16 protein-coding genes, 1 tRNA gene and 1 riboswitch are annotated in these 17528 nt (G+C 59.1%); of the genes, 9 read left to right on the top strand and 8 right to left on the bottom strand.

The window, feature by feature from the left end; all coding sequences use genetic code 11:
* Positions 1-35 precede the first annotated feature (35 nt).
* From HY36_RS11945 to HY36_RS11935, 3 genes are all read left to right on the top strand, one after another.
* A complete protein-coding gene (locus HY36_RS11945; RefSeq protein WP_051602756.1) occupies positions 36-977 on the top strand; it encodes a rhodanese-related sulfurtransferase in 942 nt (313 codons plus the stop codon).
* Positions 974-1630 carry a glutathione S-transferase gene (locus HY36_RS11940; protein ID WP_035553043.1) on the top strand — a complete coding sequence of 219 codons (657 nt, stop codon included), beginning with the start codon at positions 974-976 and terminating at the stop codon, positions 1628-1630. The genes HY36_RS11945 and HY36_RS11940 overlap by 4 nt, the downstream gene beginning before the upstream one ends.
* A 67-nt stretch (positions 1631-1697) precedes the next feature.
* A tRNA-Pro gene (locus tag HY36_RS11935) sits at positions 1698-1774 on the top strand.
* 53 nt (positions 1775-1827) lie between these two features.
* Here HY36_RS11935 and metA read toward each other — a convergent pair.
* The 3 genes from metA to recA all read right to left on the bottom strand — a co-directional run bounded on the left by metA (position 1828) and on the right by recA (position 6869).
* The gene (gene metA, locus HY36_RS11930) at positions 1828-2781 is read right to left on the bottom strand and encodes a homoserine O-acetyltransferase MetA (protein WP_035553040.1); all 954 of its coding nucleotides are present in this window, start codon (positions 2779-2781) and stop codon (positions 1828-1830) included.
* 55 nt (positions 2782-2836) lie between these two features.
* Positions 2837-2914, bottom strand: a riboswitch (SAM riboswitch).
* A 42-nt stretch (positions 2915-2956) separates the two neighbouring features.
* A complete protein-coding gene (gene alaS / locus HY36_RS11925; protein ID WP_035553037.1) occupies positions 2957-5596 on the bottom strand; it encodes an alanine--tRNA ligase in 2640 nt (879 codons plus the stop codon).
* A gap of 178 nt (positions 5597-5774) precedes the next feature.
* Positions 5775-6869, bottom strand: coding sequence for a recombinase RecA (recA, locus tag HY36_RS11920; RefSeq protein WP_035553375.1), 1095 nt, complete (start codon positions 6867-6869; stop codon positions 5775-5777).
* 157 nt (positions 6870-7026) lie between these two features.
* Between recA and HY36_RS11915 the strand changes: the two genes are divergently transcribed.
* The gene (locus HY36_RS11915) at positions 7027-7239 is read left to right on the top strand and encodes a DUF2093 domain-containing protein (protein WP_035553373.1); all 213 of its coding nucleotides are present in this window, start codon (positions 7027-7029) and stop codon (positions 7237-7239) included.
* Complete coding sequence (locus HY36_RS11910) at positions 7239-8144, top strand: M23 family metallopeptidase (protein WP_035553035.1); 906 nt, start codon at positions 7239-7241, stop codon at positions 8142-8144. Before HY36_RS11915 ends, HY36_RS11910 begins: the two co-directional genes overlap by 1 nt.
* A gap of 311 nt (positions 8145-8455) precedes the next feature.
* Here HY36_RS11910 and HY36_RS11905 read toward each other — a convergent pair whose 3' ends face one another.
* The 3 genes from HY36_RS11905 to HY36_RS11895 all read right to left on the bottom strand — a co-directional run bounded on the left by HY36_RS11905 (position 8456) and on the right by HY36_RS11895 (position 12673).
* Positions 8456-9193: a hypothetical protein gene (locus HY36_RS11905; RefSeq protein WP_035553033.1), complete on the bottom strand. Its 738-nt coding sequence runs from the start codon at positions 9191-9193 to the stop codon at positions 8456-8458.
* A gap of 65 nt (positions 9194-9258) precedes the next feature.
* On the bottom strand, positions 9259-11634 hold the full coding sequence (locus tag HY36_RS11900; RefSeq protein ID WP_155841891.1) for a pentapeptide repeat-containing protein: 2376 nt from the start codon (positions 11632-11634) through the stop codon (positions 9259-9261).
* Positions 11635-11701: 67 nt separating this feature from the next.
* Positions 11702-12673 (bottom strand): quinone oxidoreductase family protein, encoded by a 972-nt coding sequence (locus HY36_RS11895; protein WP_035553028.1) that lies wholly within the window; start codon positions 12671-12673, stop codon positions 11702-11704.
* Between the two features lie 61 nt (positions 12674-12734).
* On the opposite strand from HY36_RS11895, the gene rnhB reads away from it, so the two are divergent.
* From rnhB to ttcA, 4 genes are all read left to right on the top strand, one after another.
* On the top strand, positions 12735-13319 hold the full coding sequence (rnhB, locus tag HY36_RS11890) for a ribonuclease HII (protein WP_035553370.1): 585 nt from the start codon (positions 12735-12737) through the stop codon (positions 13317-13319).
* Between the two features lie 149 nt (positions 13320-13468).
* A complete protein-coding gene (locus tag HY36_RS11885) occupies positions 13469-13894 on the top strand; it encodes a GIY-YIG nuclease family protein (protein WP_035553025.1) in 426 nt (141 codons plus the stop codon).
* A 165-nt stretch (positions 13895-14059) separates the two neighbouring features.
* Positions 14060-14521, top strand: coding sequence for a helix-turn-helix domain-containing protein (locus HY36_RS11880; RefSeq protein ID WP_035553022.1), 462 nt, complete (start codon positions 14060-14062; stop codon positions 14519-14521).
* 57 nt (positions 14522-14578) lie between these two features.
* The gene (ttcA, locus tag HY36_RS11875; protein WP_051602755.1) at positions 14579-15472 is read left to right on the top strand and encodes a tRNA 2-thiocytidine(32) synthetase TtcA; all 894 of its coding nucleotides are present in this window, start codon (positions 14579-14581) and stop codon (positions 15470-15472) included.
* A 6-nt stretch (positions 15473-15478) separates the two neighbouring features.
* On the opposite strand, the gene HY36_RS17865 is transcribed toward ttcA, so the two are convergent.
* Both HY36_RS17865 and HY36_RS11865 read right to left on the bottom strand, forming a co-directional pair.
* Positions 15479-15961, bottom strand: coding sequence for a DUF2165 family protein (locus HY36_RS17865; RefSeq protein ID WP_081806172.1), 483 nt, complete (start codon positions 15959-15961; stop codon positions 15479-15481).
* Between the two features lie 127 nt (positions 15962-16088).
* Complete coding sequence (locus tag HY36_RS11865; RefSeq protein WP_035553019.1) at positions 16089-17390, bottom strand: acyl-CoA dehydrogenase family protein; 1302 nt, start codon at positions 17388-17390, stop codon at positions 16089-16091.
* Positions 17391-17528 lie beyond the last annotated feature (138 nt).

The raw sequence follows: 17528 nt of genomic DNA, 5'->3' as shown, positions 1-17528 counted from the left end.
TCAAATCTGCCCCGCATTCTGGCATAAGGCGCGTCATGACCTACACGATTGCAGCCTTTTACAAGTTCTTTTCCTTCCCGGACTTTGAAGCCCGCAAGGCGGATCTCGCCCAGCTTCTTTGTGGTGCCGGTGTCAAGGGCACCGTCCTGTTGGCGGCCGAGGGCGTGAACGGCACGATTGCCGGCACGGCTGATGGCATTGAGACTGCGCTGTCTGCCCTTCGCGCAATCCCGGGGGCGGCAGATCTTGAAGCGAAATTCTCCGAAGCCGACGAGATGCCGTTCCTGCGCCTGAAAGTGCGCCTGAAGAAGGAAATCGTCACAATGGGTGTGCCCGGCACGGATCCAAATGCGCTGGTCGGGACCTATGTCGAGGCGAATGAGTGGAACGAGCTGATCAGCGATCCGGACACTGTGCTGATTGATACGCGCAATGATTATGAATACGCCATCGGCACCTTCGAAGGCGCGATTGACCCCGAGACCAAGACGTTCCGGGAGTTCCCGGAATGGTTCCGCGAATTCCGCGCCAAGCTTGAAGCCGAAGGCCGCTCACCCAAGGTCGCCATGTTCTGCACGGGCGGCATCCGCTGCGAGAAAGCGACCAGCTTTGTGAAATCGGAGGGCATCGAGGATGTCTTCCACCTGAAAGGCGGCATACTGAAATACCTCGAAACCGTGCCCGAGACAGACAGCAAATGGCGCGGCGAATGCTTCGTCTTCGATGAGCGCGTGTCAGTAAAGCACGACCTGACGCCCGGCGAGTACGACATGTGCCATGCCTGCAAGCGTCCCATCACGGATGCGGACAAGGCGGAGGCCAGCTATGTGCCTGGCGTTTCCTGCCCTCACTGCATCGACGAAATGAGCGATGAGCAACGCGCCCGCTTTGCCGAGCGCCAGAAGCAGATCGACCTCGCCCGCCAGCGTGGCCAGGAACATATGGGCCCGGAGGCACGCCGGAGCGAAGACGCATGAGCGCGGCGCATACGCTCTACACGTTTCGACGTTGCCCCTATGCCATGCGTGGCCGGATGGGCCTCTCCATAGCCGGTGTCCCGGTGCTGGTCCGTGAAGTCGTCCTGCGGGACAAGCCGGCCGAGATGCTGGAGGCAAGCCCGAAAGGGACTGTGCCGGTCTTGCTGACCTCCTCTGGCGACATTGTGGATGAAAGCCTCGATGTCATGCGCTGGGCGCTGGCGCAGAACGATCCGGAAGGCTGGCTGGACGCCGATCCCGACACGACGCATGAATTGATCGCACGCAATGATGGTCCATTCAAGCGCGCGCTGGACAGATACAAATACCCCAATCGCTATTCCGACGAAGATCTCGTGCCCGGCGCCGCGCGCGCCAGTGGTCTCGAAATGCTTCAGGATCTGGACGCGCGGATCACAGCGCAGGGGGGCCAGCTTGTCAGGGCTGAACGGAGCCTGGCCGACATTGCGATCTTTCCGTTCATCCGCCAGTTCGCTCACACCGACATGGACTGGTTCAACGCGCAGGATTTGCCCGCGCTGCAGGCATGGCTGGAGGGGCATAAGCAGAGCTCGCTCTTCAAGGGCGTGATGAAGAAATACGCCCAATGGAGCCCCGGCGCCGACGAGCCGACATTGCCGGTTGCAGCCTGAATCCTCGAACCTCAGATTGCCCCCTTGAAAAATTTTTGGGCAGGCGTAAAAGCCCCGTTCTTCGGCGCGGAGTGTAGCTCAGCCTGGTAGAGCACTGTCTTCGGGAGGCAGGGGCCGGAGGTTCGAATCCTCTCACTCCGACCATTCTTTATTGTCCGGCTTGGCCGGATATTGAGAGCCCCTTGGCGAAACAAAGATTACTTGGCCTGCCGGACCTTACTGTCGCCGCCGCGCTCCGTTCCTATATCTTTGAGATTATAGGACGTTGTCTGATACATCTGGTTTATCCAGTTCCCGAACAATAGAAACGCGTGCGAGCGCCACCGGTTTTTCGGGGTCCGGGTGGGATCATCATCCGGAAAGTAGTTGGCCGGTACATTGATGGATTTCCCCGCCGACACATCTCGCTGATACTCTGCGCCGAGCGATGTAGAATCATATTCAATATGATTGAAGATATAGAGCCGGTTTCCGTGCGCTTCATGTAGCAGGCACAGACCGGTCTCATCGCTCTCCATAAGAATGCTCAGACCACTGTCTTCGGGAATGTCTTCCCGCCGCACATCCGTCCAGCGCGACACCGAAACGGAAAAGTCGTCCGAGAACCCCGTGAGGAAAGGAGATTCCGGCTTGCGATTATGGTGACGATAAACGCCGAAAGCCTTCTCTTTCAGTTCATGCTTTGGAACGCCGTGAAAATGCTGGACCGCCGCCATGGCACCCCAGCAAATGAAAAAGCTGGAATGCACATGGGTTTCTGTCCAATCGAAGATCTGTTTCAACTCGTCCCAGTACGACACGTCTTCGAATGGCAACCGCTCAACTGGCGCTCCGGTTATGATGAAGCCATCGAACTTCCGATCCTTCACCTCATCCCAGGTATGATAAAAAGAGATGAGATGTTCTTCCGACGTGTTGCGGGCAACATGGCTGCCGATCCGGACGAGCGTCAGCTCCACCTGCAGCGGAGTTGCGCCGACAAGCCGAGCAATCTGTGCTTCGGTCTCGATCTTATTGGGCATCAAATTCAGAAGGCCGATCTGCATGGGGCGGATATCCTGCCGTGTGGCAATGGATTCATCCAGCACCTGCACACCTTCGCGCACAAGCGTTTCGCGCGCGGGCAAGCCGTCAGGAATTCGAATGGGCATACGCAATACTCCGCTACCAAGTTCTGGCCAGCCGGACTCTTGCCGTGAGGGTGTTCGGAATATCCGCGCAGCCTTTTAGCAAGTTGTTTAACGTGGCTGCAAGCCGACCGACCAAATCACCACGGAGCCCCTACATAGGGGCTCCGCCGTTTGAGTCAATTGCTGGCCTGGCCGCCTAGCCTGCGAGCGCGGCACGCACGGCTGCCAGCGCCTCGTCTGCCTTGTCCGCATCCGGCCCCCCGGCCTGGGCCATGTCAGGTCGGCCGCCACCGCCCTTGCCGCCGAGGGCTTCGCTGGCCGCTTTCACCAGGTCGACAGCAGAGTAAGTGTCGGTCAGGTCTTTGGTTACGCCAACGGCAACGCCCGCCTTACCGTCCGCGACGCCCACGAAAACGACAATGCCGGAACCGATCTGCGCCTTGGCCTCATCGACCAGCGTACGCAATTCCTTGCCGCCGACACCTTCGGCAATACGTGCCATCAGCTTGACGCCATTGATCTCTTCCGGTCCGGCAGGAGCAGCCCCGCCGCCGCCCATGGCGAGCTTGCGCTTGGCTTCGGCAAGCTCTTTCTCCAGCGCCTTGCGCTCGTCTCCCAGAGCCGCCACGCGCCGCGGAACATCCTTGAGCGGAACTTTCAGGCTTTCAGACAGATCGACCGCGATCTGCGCACGTCCTTTCAGGAAGGCAACTGCCTCTGCGCCTGTTGCGGCCTCCACCCGGCGCACACCTGCCGATACACCGCTCTCTGACGTAATGACAAAAAGGCCAATATCGCCAGACCGCTCCACATGCGTTCCGCCACACAGCTCAACCGAGTAGCGCCGCGCATCGCCCGTGCCCATGGACAGCACACGAACTTCATCGCCATATTTCTCACCAAACAGAGCCAAGGCACCTGCTTCGATGGCCTTGTCCGGCGAAGTCACCTGAATTCCCGTCGGCATGTTCTCACGGATCTGGGCGTTGACTTCGTCTTCCACGGCCTCGATCTCAGCCTGGCTCATTGGGCCATTGTGGGAGAAGTCAAACCGGAATCGATCTGCCTCGACGAGGGACCCTTTCTGCGTGACGTGCTCACCCAGCACCTTGCGCAGGGCCGCATGCATGATGTGAGTGGCCGAATGATTGGCCATGATGGCGCGTCGACGCTCCGCATCTACGCGAAGGTCTGCGGACTCACCCAGCTTCACTTCACCGGAAACGAGTTCGCCAATATGCACATGTAGATCAGCAGCACGCTTTTGCACATCACGCACGATGAAGCGCGCTCCGTTCGCGAAGACGATTTCACCATGATCTCCCGCCTGCCCTCCAGACTCGGCATAAAATGGGGTTGTATCGAACACGATCTCGGCTGCGCCTGGTGACAATGTATCCACGCGCGCTCCGCCGGCCGCAATCGCAACCAGCTTCCCCTTTCCATCTGTGCTGTCGTAACCGGTAAATTTGGTGGCACCAGCATCATCGCGAACACGGAACCAGATATCCTCCGCAGCCTGATCTCCCGAGGAGAAACCCGCTGCGCGGCTGTCTTGGCGCTGTTGCTCCAGTGCAGCCTCGAACCCGGCGACATCGACACCCATATCTCGCCCACGCAGAATGTCTTGCGTCAGATCAAGTGGAAATCCGTACGTGTCCGACAATTTGAAAGCCACATCGCCCGGTAGCGCATCGCCCGCCTTCATGTTCGCGGTTTCCTTGTCGAGCAAGGACAGTCCGTTGCCCAGCGTACGCTGGAAGCGGGCTTCTTCCTGCTCCAGAGCGGACTCGATTGCCGCCTTGGCCCGGCCAAGCTCAGGATAGGCCGCGCCCATTTCGGATATCAGTGCTGGCGCCAGTTTGTACATCAACGGCGCGCGCGCGCCGAGCAGATGACCATGCCGCATGGCACGGCGCATGATGCGGCGCAGGACATAACCACGACCTTCATTGGACGGCAGTACGCCATCGGCGATCAAAAACGCCGACGTACGCAAATGGTCTGCGATCACGCGGAAGGATGCCAGCTGATCGCCAGCGGCCTTCGAGCCATAGAGGTCTTCCTCGGCGGCGATCAGATTGCGGAACAGGTCAATGTCGTAATTATTGTGCAAGCCTTGAAGCACGGCAGAGATCCGCTCCAGCCCCATGCCCGTATCGATCGATGGCTTGGGCAGGTTCTTGCGTGTGCCGTCGGCCTGCTGGTCGAACTGCATGAAGACGAGGTTCCAGATTTCGATGAACCGGTCGCCATCCTCATCCGGGCTACCGGGAGGGCCACCAGGAACGCTTTCGCCATGATCGTAGAATATTTCCGAGCACGGGCCGCACGGGCCGGTATCGCCCATTGACCAGAAATTATCGGATGTGCCGATCCGGATGATCTTGCTGTCATCAAATCCGGCAACCTTTTTCCAGATCGCGGCGGCTTCGTCATCTTCGGCATAGACTGTGACGAGCAGTTTTTTCGGATCGAGCGCGAACTCCTTGGTGCACAGCTCCCATCCGAACGCGATCGCGTCTTCCTTGAAATAATCGCCAAATGAAAAATTACCCAGCATCTCGAAGAATGTGTGGTGACGCGCAGTATATCCGACATTGTCGAGATCATTGTGCTTGCCGCCCGCGCGCACGCATTTCTGGGACGTGGTTGCCCGCGGCCCCGGAGGCGTTTCGGCCCCGGTGAATATGTTCTTGAACGGGACCATGCCGGCATTCACGAACAGAAGCGTCGGGTCGTTCTGTGGGATGAGCGGCGCGGACGCCTGACGCAAATGACCTCGCTTCTCGAAGAAGGAGAGAAAGGTCTCGCGAATCTCGTTTACGCCGGTCATGGGCAACACTGTGTCCTTGCGATGAGGGTTGGGCCGAATGAATCGGCACAAATATTACACCGGCGATATAAAGGTCCCTTCGCGGCGCGCCAAGCGGGGTGCGCCACAAAGGGACAGTTCATTGACCTGAAATGTGAGAGATCATGCCCTGAATTGCCAGATTTCAGAGCATATCAGATCACCCTTCGGCGGCGTCCGGCAGATCGTCATCCTGCTCAGACTCCATGCCGGCATTGAGAAGTTCGTCTGCGAGCAGGCCCGCATTGCGCCGGATCGCGTCCTCGACCTCATCCGCGATAGCGGGGTTTTCCTTGAGGAAATTCCGTGTCTTCTCGCGGCCCTGGCCCATGCGTTCGCCCTTATAGGAGTACCAGGAACCAGACTTTTCAATCACCTCAGCCTTCACACCGAGATCAATCAACTCACCCGTCTTGGAAATGCCTTCGCCATAAAGAATGTCGAATTCGACCTGACGGAAAGGCGGCGCCACCTTGTTCTTGACGACTTTCACGCGGGTCTGGTTACCGATCACTTCATCACGATCCTTGATCGCGCCGATACGGCGGATGTCCAGACGAACAGATGAGTAGAATTTCAAGGCATTACCGCCCGTCGTGGTTTCCGGGCTACCGAACATGACGCCAATCTTCATCCGGATCTGGTTGATGAAGATCACCATGCATTTGGACTTGGAAATGGAGCCAGTCAGCTTGCGAAGCGCCTGGCTCATCAAGCGGGCCTGAAGCCCCGGCAGGGAATCACCCATCTCGCCCTCAAGTTCAGCGCGCGGCGTCAGGGCAGCGACCGAGTCGATGACCAGCAAATCCACCGCGCCGGAACGCACCAGCGTATCCGCGATTTCCAGCGCTTGCTCGCCGGTATCAGGCTGGGACACGAGAAGATCATCCAGATCCACGCCAAGTTTGCCAGCATATACCGGGTCCAGCGCGTGTTCGGCATCAATAAAGGCGCAGACGCCTCCATTCTTCTGCGCCTCGGCTACGCTGTGCAGCGACAGCGTCGTTTTACCCGAGCTTTCCGGACCATAGATCTCAATGATGCGGCCCTTGGGCAAACCGCCAATGCCGAGTGCGATATCCAGGCCGAGCGATCCGGTGGGAACCGCTTCGACATCCATCACCTTCTTGTCGCCGAGCCGCATGACCGAGCCCTTGCCGAAGGATCGTTCAATATTGCCGAGCGCTGTTTCGAGAGCCTTCTGCTTATCCACGCCTGAGTCCTTGTCCACGAGTTGAAGCGCCGCTTTGGCCATGAGTCGTCTCCTTAGGTCTACCATGAGGCCGCATTTGGCAAGGCCCCCTTTTGCCATCTCTGACTCGGATGTACCATATTTGTTCCGCGGAACAAAGAGGAAACTTTCTGCGCGGCGCATCTTTTCTTTTCTGCCCATTTCAGGCATGCTCGCGCGCATGCTAGATCGATCCAGCCGCCCCGCCGGCGAAGCCCGTCTTCGCTATCTTGATGCCGACATCGAAATGATCTCGCCCGGAGACTACGTCACCTGCGCGGTGACGGGCCGCAAAATTCCCTTGCAGGCCCTGCGCTATTGGAGCGTCGACCTTCAGGAAGCCTACTGGGATGCAGAGGCGGCGAGCCAGCGCATGGTCAAGGCGGGCAGCTGATGCGGCGCGCGCTGCTGGCCGGGCTATCGACACTGATCATGGGCTGCGCGGTGGCAGAGACGCCTGCCCCCACAGCCAGTCAGGACAATACCGCAATCACGCCTGCGCCGATGTGCGATGGGGTACTGACCCAAGGCGGACTGGTGATCTGCTCCGGCGCGCCGGGCAGCGTGTTCACGGTAGCGGGCACGAAGCTGACGGTCAGTGACATGGGCTCGGCCCAATTCGGGATCAGCACGTCGGCCCCAAGCGTCATTGGCTGGTCGCATGATAGCGGCGCGTTCGGAGATCTGGCCATCGCCCCGCGCAAGGATGACTATCGCGAAATCTCGGGCTTTGATTGTGACAAGGTGGACGCCCGCTCTGCCGAGCAGAAGGCACATGCCTCGCGCAGCTGGGTGAAGAAGCAGGAAGCGTTTGCGAGCTTCAATCCCGGCCCCGGCGCGCTGGAGGGGTTCGTGAAGCCCTCTGATGCACCAACATCTTCGCCGTTCGGGCCGACGCGGAAATATGTTGGCGTCTCAAAGGTGACCGGGGAGCCGTGCGAGAGCACTTCAGTGCATCGCGGATATGACATGGCGACGCCGGTGGGCACGGAGGTGATCGCGCCGGCGCCGGGCGTGGTCGTGCTGGCCGATCCGGATCTCTATTATGAGGGCGGCACCGTGTTCCTTGATCACGGGCATGGCCTGGTCTCGGTCTTCATGCACCTGTCTTCTGTCGACGTGGCGGCGGGCGACATCGTCCAGACCGGAGACCTGCTGGCGAAGACAGGCAACACCGGCCGCACGACCGGGCCGCATTTGCACTGGGCCGTGAAATGGCGAAATCCGGACTCCGACAATCGCGGCGGAGACTTCTACATAGACCCGGCGCTGTTGCTGCAGCTACAGGATACGCCATAATCCACCGGCATGGTTAGCGCTGCCTTGCGCGTACGCCGTCAATTCCACGCGATCCGGCAAACATCCCTTCATCCGTCATGGGGCATATTTCCCCTGTGGCGCGAACACCTTTCCCCTCTCCCGGAATGCGCGTCACCCCCTCCCGGGCGTCATGGCACCTGCAAATTCCCATGACCTTCGAGATGAAAATGGGCGGTTCCCATCAACTGCACCCCGCCGCCCATAGCCCTGCCTGCCCACCCTCACGCACCCGAGCAGGCAGGGCCCAGGCGGGCCCGATGACACAGTAATTTTCAGGAAAGACGCCCCGGTCAGGCCGGGGCCGATGCCCCATCGGCGGCACGCGCGGAGGCATAGGCCGCCTCATCCGCCCAATGGCAGAAGCACCAGAAATCCTTCAGCTTTTTCTGAAGATCATCCCGCCGCATCCGGGCCGTGGCATAGCCCGGTGGGCGCCCCGTGCGCAGCGGATGAATGCGCCCGCGCTGGCCCGCCTTCATCAGGGCCAGTCGCCGCGCCTGCCAGCGCGCCATGCGCCCGGCCTCCTTATCCCGCGCGGCGCAGGTTTCGACCAGACGGGAGAGCCGCGCCAGAAGAGGCGCTGCCTCCACCCAGTCTGGCGGCCCTTCCGGCTCTGGCGCGCGGGGCATGCCGATGATGGTGATATAGGGGCGCGGGCCGTATTTCACCGGCGGGTCCGGCGGCGGAATATAGAGACTTATCGGATCGGCCAGCGCCAGCTTGCGCGGTGGCGGGTCGCCCGCCGGGATGCCAGACGCTTCGCCAGCCGGGCCGGGGACGAGCGGGCCCGCCGCGCGTGGCTTTGGCGCGGCCCATTGAACCGCCAGTTCCAGCGACATGAGATAGAGCATGCGGCGGACCAGGGATTCCAGAGCGCGCAGCGTGCGCAGGCTCGCAAAATATACCGCACGCGGCACAGTTCCATCCTCGCCGGGGCTCAGCGCCTCGCGCACCGCCGCCATCCGCCCGGCCACAAAAGGCCAGGCCGAGGCCAGCGCACGCTTGGTAAGATCCTCCAGCTCGAACATGCCCGCAAGGATATGGGGCGGGTTTGTGCGACGGATAAGGAATCAAATGTTAGAGAGTCTAGAGCTTACATTTGTAGCTTTCGGCGCACCGCTAATAGTACCAAAAAGAGGCACATAAGCGTTATCAGCGACTGTACGATTACCGTAAGTTTGAATGCGAATTCATTGTTTCTAATCGCCATAATCGAAAAACAATAGGTTGTGAGACCTGAGGCATCTTTCGCATGTAGCGCCGCGTTAATATCATTGCTACAGGGATCGTTTACCCCCATAGCCTCTGCTCGTCCAAAGGTTGGATTTAAGTGGTAAAAGGGCCGAAACTGAATTTCTATCGCGTTACCAAATGCCGGGCGTATAAATCTCCCCCCTGCACCTGAAAATTCAGCCAGAAAAATCGCCGATATGCAAAGAGAAGCAATCATAACTGCCAGCGGACGAAACACGCTTTCTCCATAGTCTGACACTAAGCTATAAATTGCTCCGACCCAAACCTCGAACCTAGTCACCTCTCGATCACCGAACCGGCTATGCCTCGCTCTTAACTCCTCTCTGTGAAATATGGCCGCCTGTCTCGTATCGTCATTGGACTGCATAGCTTGCCGCAACGTTCGAAAACTACTTGTGGTTTTCTTACAGTATCGATTATGTCGCTCGAGCTCCGGAGGGAGCGTGTAAGACGCCATACCACGCGTCCATAAAGCCGTCGCAAAACGCCAAACTTTGCCGATCCAGACTAGACAACGAAATTTGATTCCGATCGCAATGGGATGCAGAGGACGTGATCTGCGCCATTGGAATCTTGAATTCCTGAAGCTGACATTCTGGTGGAACGTTGCTCCGTGGAAACTGGGGGCGCTGTTGAACTTGACCGATTCGAATTCGGTCAAGTTGTCAAACCTACGATTGCTGAAGTCTACATTTGACCGAAACTCCGCGTTCAAGAAAGTAATAGCCCCTGTGGAAGATTCACTATCAAGCTTTGGAAAGCTGAAGTCAGCGTCCTTAAAGAATATGGTAGCCCGCCTATCGCTTGAACCGAAATTCGCATGCTTTTCAAACAGAGCACAAGTGAAAGCGGCTTCTTGATGAAATTCTGCTCCCTCGAAACTTACAGGGACCTCGAACTTGCTTCTAGAAAAATCCACACGTTTAGGAAACGTCGAATTTCGGAATATCGCTTGAGATGTTCCTGCTACCTCTGTCTCGCCTTGAATGAATGCACAATCGAGAACCTCAAAACAGACATCGTTGGCCTCCGGACCAAATCTCATATCTTCGCAGGAAAAGTTCGACGCGAATGTGCTCTTGAGTATGGAGCAGGACTCCAGCCAGTAAGTGTCGTTCAGGTTCACTTCGCCTGAAAAAACTGCATCCTTTATCGATAGTGATCGAAGCTCAACACCCTCCAAAATAAAGTCCGCTAACTTACTGATCGAGTTTGCCTCAGAAGAAACTCTCAATACTAACGGCTCGATACCTTGTGAACATCTTTCAACGCGAATTGGATGTTTTAGCTCGGAATCGAGAATGCAAAACTCAGAAAACGCCCTATTCTTAGGCACGACAAAACTAGATTTCAAATCGACACTCTTAAGTGTCAGCCTACCGAAAACCGTACTGTTTCTTAAAAAAGAAACTTCTCCGCTAGGGTCTGGTGACGCGACGACTTTGTTCAGAACCAGCCCACCCAAGAAAAGACTATTCTCGAAAGCGTCGGACGCAATCGGCACAGATCTGACCTGAACAGAAGTGCTGGAAAGTGCGGCTGAATCCTTGATACTAGCGGCTTTTAAATGAAACAGTTCGACATTCAAAATGAGGCAGTTACTAAGTCTACTAACTTTCGATTGCCGAGCGGGAACGTTGCTGAAAAGCGCCGCGTATTCCAATGAAGTGTGGTCCGGCAAAAAATTAAATACGGACTCCGACCCCGCAACCAATCCTTCGGAGATTAATGAAAATTCCAGACCCATAGTCCGCAGTATCTGTTCGAATTCTTGAGATATACTTCCGCTTTTCAACTCTCGCACTTGGCCAGTCGAGTCGAAGGGCACCTGATGCGTACGCGGCCAAACCACGCCATCTACCTCAACTCCGGTTTGCATCATTTCTTGGATGAGATAGTTCAGATTACCCGGACCGAAATTCGTGAGCTTTGGTGCCAGCCGCTTCTTCCATCCCATCACTGAATAATTGCGTGCTTTCCAAAGAGCGTACCAAGCGCATTGAAGCGCCTCTTCAAGCTTGGGCACAAGTTCGCAAGGGACCGCGGAGTTTAAAGAGCGCAGCTCTTGCCATAGCTTTTCTGCAGATTGAATTTTAGGAGAGTCTATGACAGTCTCGACGAAGTCAGCGTTGACCTGCTTCAATAATCTCCTCGCCCGCTTTCGCCGAACATTTATGTATTCCTCTACACCTGCAAATTCGCCAACATTACCCACAAGCACCTCCACTTAAAGTAGGGGGCAGGTTGCACCGATCCGCGTTTCTTGAAAAGCTGTATTTCTCCTAAGGCACCAGCACCGTCGCCCCGGTTGTCGTGCCGCTCTCTATCGCTTCGTGGGCCTTCGCGGCTTCGGAGAGCGGGAAGCGTTGGCCGATGTCGGCTTTGAGGATTCCAGAGCTCAGGGCACTGAAGAGGAGGCTGGCGCCGCGCGTCAGGCTTTCCGCATCCTGAATGAAGCTGAACAGGGTTGGCCGCGTCATGACGAGCGAGCCGCCCTGCGCCAGACGGCCGGGCGGGATCGGCTCAACCGGGCCGGAGGCGTTGCCATAGGTGACGAACCAGCCTGCCGTACGCAGACTGTTCAGACTTTCCTCCGCGCTGATGCGGCCGACACTGTCATAGGACACGTCCACGCCGCGCCCGCCGGTCAGCTCCCGCACCTTGTCGGCCACGCCTTCATAGCCGATGATCACATCTGACGCGCCCAGCGCCCTGGCCTTTTCGGCCTTCGCTTCCGTTGAGGTGACGGCGATGACGCGCGCGCCAAGGCTGGCCGCCCACGGCACCAGCAGGCTGCCTACGCCGCCCACAGGAGCCCAGACCAGGATCGTCTCCCCGGCCTGAAGCGGGCGCACCTCGAACAAGAGCGCCCAGGCGGTGAGCCCTTTCAGCAGAACGGCGGCGGCATCCTGCGGGGTGATGCTGTCCGGCAGGGGAATCATCCGCTCGGCCGGGCCGGTGAAGTGGCTGGCATAGGTGCCGCTGGCCAGATAGGCCACCTTGTCGCCGGGCTTCAGATGGGTGACGCCCTCGCCCACTTCCTGCACGGCGCCGGCGCCTTCCTGTCCGGGCGTGAAGGGAAAGCGCACGGGGTACAGCCCGGTGCGGTGATAGGTGTCAATGAAGTTCAGGCCCGCCGCGCTCTGGCGAACGGTGACCTCACCGGGGCCGGGCTTGCGGGGGATGAAGTCTTCAACTTGCAGCACGTCCGGGCCACCGGTTTCGTGCATCTGGATGCGATAAGGCTGGGTCATGGCTGCTATAGAGACCCGAGGCGCGCTGGAGCGCAAGAGCGACTCGCGTTTCTCTGGCGCCATGACGAACACAACGCTGATCATTGCCGGTGTGGATGAGGCGGGCCGGGGGCCCTGGGCCGGGCCGGTGACGGCCGGCGCGGTGATCCTGGACCCGGCACAGCCCATTGAGGGCCTGACCGATTCCAAGAAGCTGACCGAGGCAAGGCGCGACGCGCTGGCCCCCCTCATCCGAGAGCGTGCGGCGGCGTGGAGCGTGGCACATGCAACACCGGAAGAGATCGACCGGCTGAACATAAGACAGGCGACCTTCCTGGCGATGGAGCGGGCCGTGGCGGGGCTCGGCCTGGTGCCGGGGCACATATTGGTGGATGGCAACGCCCTGCCCGCGGGCTTCCCCTGCAGCGCGGAGGCCATCGTGAAGGGCGATTTGACGGAGCCGGCAATCTCCGCCGCGTCGATCCTGGCGAAGACGGTGCGCGACGCGCTGATGAAGGAACTGGACGCCGCCTTCCCGGCCTATGGATTTGCCCGGCACAAGGGCTATGGCACGGCGGCCCATGCCGCAGCGCTGGCAGAGCACGGGCCCTGCCCGCACCACCGCCAGAGCTTTGCCCCGGTGAAACGGGCCCTGACGCGGGCCTGAGCGCGCGCCTGAACCCGTGGTCGGCCCGGTCTTAACCAATTGGGCGATCCTGTAAGCAAATCTCCTCCGCAGGCCCCTGATCCGGCCACAATTTAACGGCTGATTAACCGTTGCAGGAGAGCTTCGCGCAATTGTGGAGGGTCAGGCTCATGTGGATATTGTTCGGATGGCATACGTGGTGGGGCGAATCCGGGAGGCCGTATCGCTTCAAGATCACGCTGACGCCCAAGGGCCTGCCGGATCAGGGCGGCGTCTATGTGTTCGTGCAGCGCCGCTTCGTCTTCTTCCTGTTCCCGCTCTACATCGGCAAGGCCGCGAACTTCAAGAACCGGCTGATCGGCCATGAACGCTGGTGGGAAGCCTGGTGGAAGCGCGGCGCGACCGAGCGGCACGTGCTGGTGATCAAGAAGGAATCCGATCGCGCGCGGATCGAGGAAGACCTGATCCGCCGCTACCAGCCGCGCATGAATGACATCCTCATCCCGCGCGGCCACAATGATGCACCGAACAATGCGCGCCTGCGCTTCTGGTGGAAGCTGAAACGCATGTTCCGGATTCCGTTTCTGGCGCGCTAGCGCGGCGTCCTCCCGAATTTCCTGACAATTCAGTCGATTGGCGGCCCTGTGACGGGTCGCTGGCGGGCCTCTGGCAGGCTCGTGACGGCGTCATGACGTGGCTGGACAAGGGCTTTCTCCCCATTCTGAACGCGGTTACAAACAGCCCATGGAAGGGGAACACACATGCAATTCGATGCTGATGCCGCTAAAATCAAACGCTGGCGCGAAGAGCGCCACTGGTCACAGGAACATCTGGCCGAGCTCGCAGGGATTGGCGTGCGCACGGTGCAGCGGATCGAGACGGGCGAAAAGGCCTCTGGCGACTCCCTGAAGGCGTTGGCGGCGGCGTTCAACGTCGATGTCATGGCGCTGACGGTGGATGCGAAGACCGAAGCAGAGGCCATGATCCGCGAAAAGAACGCCAAGGCGACCGCCGCGATGCGGCTCGGCTTCTTCATCCATCTGGCCAGCTATCTGTTCGGCATGATCGTCTTCGCGGGAATCAGCCTGAGCATTGGCGGAGAGCGCTATGCCATGCTGACGCCGACAATCTGGTGGACGGTCGGCCTTGCGGGCCACGCCCTGGCGCTCGCCATGGTCGAACTTACCGCGCGTTACCAGCAACAGGTAAGCGCTGCGGATTGACCGGCCAACCGCGCGAAACGCTTGCGCGGGAAACCCGGCCCGTGAGATAGGGCGCGCATGGCAGATGATACGTCCACCTTCACCGCGGCACCGCCGCTGTTCGCAGATGCGCCGTCCGGTGTCAGCTTCAAGAAGCTGCGCAAGCGGCTGGTGCGCGGCGCGCTGAAAGCAATTGATGACTACAAGATGGTCGACCGACGGGCGGTGGATGCCGGTGAGGCGAAACGGCCGAAATGGCTGGTCTGCCTGTCCGGCGGCAAAGATTCCTATGGCCTGCTGGCCGTGCTGCTGGATCTTCAATGGCAGGGCGCGCTGCCGGTGGACCTGGTCGCGTGCAATCTGGACCAGGGCCAGCCGGGCTTTCCGAAACATGTCCTGCCTGACTGGCTGGACACGGTTGGCGTGCGCTACCGGATCGAGACGCAGGACACCTATTCCATCGTGACCGAGAAGGTGCCGGAAGGACGGACCTTCTGCGCCATGTGCTCCCGCCTGCGCCGGGGCATTCTCTATCGCATCGCGCGGGAGGAAGGCTGTGATGCCATCGTGCTCGGCCATCACCGGGACGATGCGCTGGAAACCTTCATGATGAATTTCGTGCATGGCGGGCGGCTCGCCGCGATGCCGCCAAAACTGCTGAATGACGAGGGCGACGTCTTTGTGCTCCGCCCGCTGATTACGGCGGCGGAAGACGATCTTGCGAAGTTTGCCGAGGCGATGGCGTTCCCGATTATCCCCTGCAATCTCTGCGGCAGCCAGGACGGTTTGCAGCGCGTGGCGATGAAGCAAATGCTGGACGAGTGGGAGAAGAAGAAGCCGGGCGTGCGGCAGGTGATGGCCCATGCGCTCGCCACCGTGCGGCCGAGCCATCTGCATGATCCGCGTGTGTTCGACTTCGCCGGTCTGGAAATTGGCGATCCGGGCGAAGACGATCCGAACGTGCCGTTTTAGGCGGCGTCAGTCCGGCGCGTTCACGAACAAGAGAACGATACCGCTGGAGATGGCATATTGGAAAGCGCCTCCCTGCGCGGCGGCGCCCAGCGGGGTCTGCCACATCTGGAAGTACGCACCGCCAATCACCATGAACAGCCCAAACCAGACGAGCAGCGCCATGACACAGCCCATGATCGCCCAAGTTTTCGCATCGTTGAATCGCTCAGCCGATCCACTACGCACGCGGACCATGTCGAACGCCCCTCTCAGCGAGAAGGCGGCCACGAGCAATTCTCCGACAATTATGAAACACAGGATAATTGTGATGAGAGCGGGTGATGAAATTCCTGGCCCGAACGCATTTGGATAGGCCTCATTCCCTTCCATTGGCAGGACGCCCTGAACGAATCCCTTCGCGGCCCCAAAGTTCACGATGTTGTTGAGCGCGTAAAACAGGCCCTGTAGCCCGACAAACACGATGAGCATTATTTTCGACAGTCTTATCATGGCGTCCTCCCTACCAAGAGGACAATGCTAGACGAATTTGGGCTAGATAGCGACGATCATCCACCCGCATACAAGAAAGGCGCGGTCCCGCAAGGAACCGCGCCCATCAATTCAAATTGCGTCGGGCTTACTTCCGCCAGACAGCGGCCATCGCCGGATCTTCTTCTTCGCCCGTGTATTTGCGGGTTTCGGCGCGGCCGACGACCATGTGGTGCACTTCGTCCGGGCCGTCCGCGAGACGCAGGGTCCGCTGATTGGCATACATGCGCGCCAGCGGCGTCCATTGCGACACACCGGCAGCGCCGTGCATCTGGATGGCATCATCGATGATGGCGCACACGCGCTCCGGCACCATCGCCTTGACCATGGAAATCCAGACGCGGGCTTCCTTGTTGCCCAGAACGTCCATCGCCTTGGCAGCTTTCAGCACCATCATGCGCATGGATTCAATCTCGATACGTGCGCGAGAAACTTTCTCGATGTTGCCGCCCAGCTTGATCAGGTCACGGCCGAAGGCCTGACGGGTCATGCCGCGCACAACCATCATGTCCAGCGCCTTTTCGGCTGCGCCGAGCGAACGCATGCAGTGGTGGATGCGGCCTGGCCCCAGACGCAGCTGGGAAATTTCGAAGCCGCGCCCTTCGCCGAGCAGAATGTTTTCCTTTGGCACACGAACGTTTTCAAAACGGATGTGCATGTGGCCATGCGGCGCGTCCGGATCACCGAAGACGTGCATCGGGCCGAGGATCGTAACACCCGGATGCGGCAACGGCACGAGGATTTGGCTTTGCTGCTTGTTCGGCTCTGCGTCCGGGCTGGTCTTCACCATACAGATCATGATCTTGCAGCGCGGGTCGCCAGCGCCGGAAATATAGAATTTCTCGCCATTGATGACCCATTCATCACCTTCCAGAACGGCGCTCATGGACACGTTCTTGGCGTCGGATGATGGCAGGGCTGGTTCTGTCATCGCGAAGGCGGAACGGATCTCACCATTCAGCAATGGCTTCAGCCAGCGCTCTTTCTGTTCCGGCGTGCCGACACGCTCCAGAACTTCCATATTGCCGGTATCCGGCGCGGAGCAGTTCATCGTCTCTGACGCCAGCGGGTTCTTGCCCAGCTCTGCCGCGATATAGGCATAGTCAAGGTTCTTCAGGCCTTCGCCGGTTTCGGCGTCGGGCAGGAAGAAATTCCAGAGGCCCTGTTTCTTGGCCTCGTCCTTGGCCTTTTCCAGCGCTTCCAACTGGCCGGGTGCATAGGACCAGATGTCGGTCTTGCCTTCGCCGAGGCGATGAAATTCCTCGCTCATTGGGTTGACGACGTCACGAATGAAGGTCTTCACATGCTCGTAAAGCGGCACGGCCGCATCCGACATGCGCAGATCATTCAGGTCATTCTGGACGTCCATGGACGTTTCAGTATCCGCCATTTCGGTGTCTCCTCTCAGACTGTGTTATTGGGGGAATGGTACGCCTTGCGGCTGCAGCACCGCAAATTGTTTCTATGAAATGTTTTGTGTCGGTGGCTGCCCACCTGCGTCCGGGGTCGCGTTTTCCGACAAACGGGT

The sequence above is a fragment of the Hyphomonas atlantica corrig. genome (genome assembly GCF_000682715.1).
Classification (GTDB): Bacteria; Pseudomonadota; Alphaproteobacteria; order Caulobacterales; family Hyphomonadaceae; genus Hyphomonas; species Hyphomonas atlantica.
The sequence above is the reverse complement of the archived record's forward strand: the minus strand, read 5'-3'. Positions and strand labels throughout refer to the sequence as shown.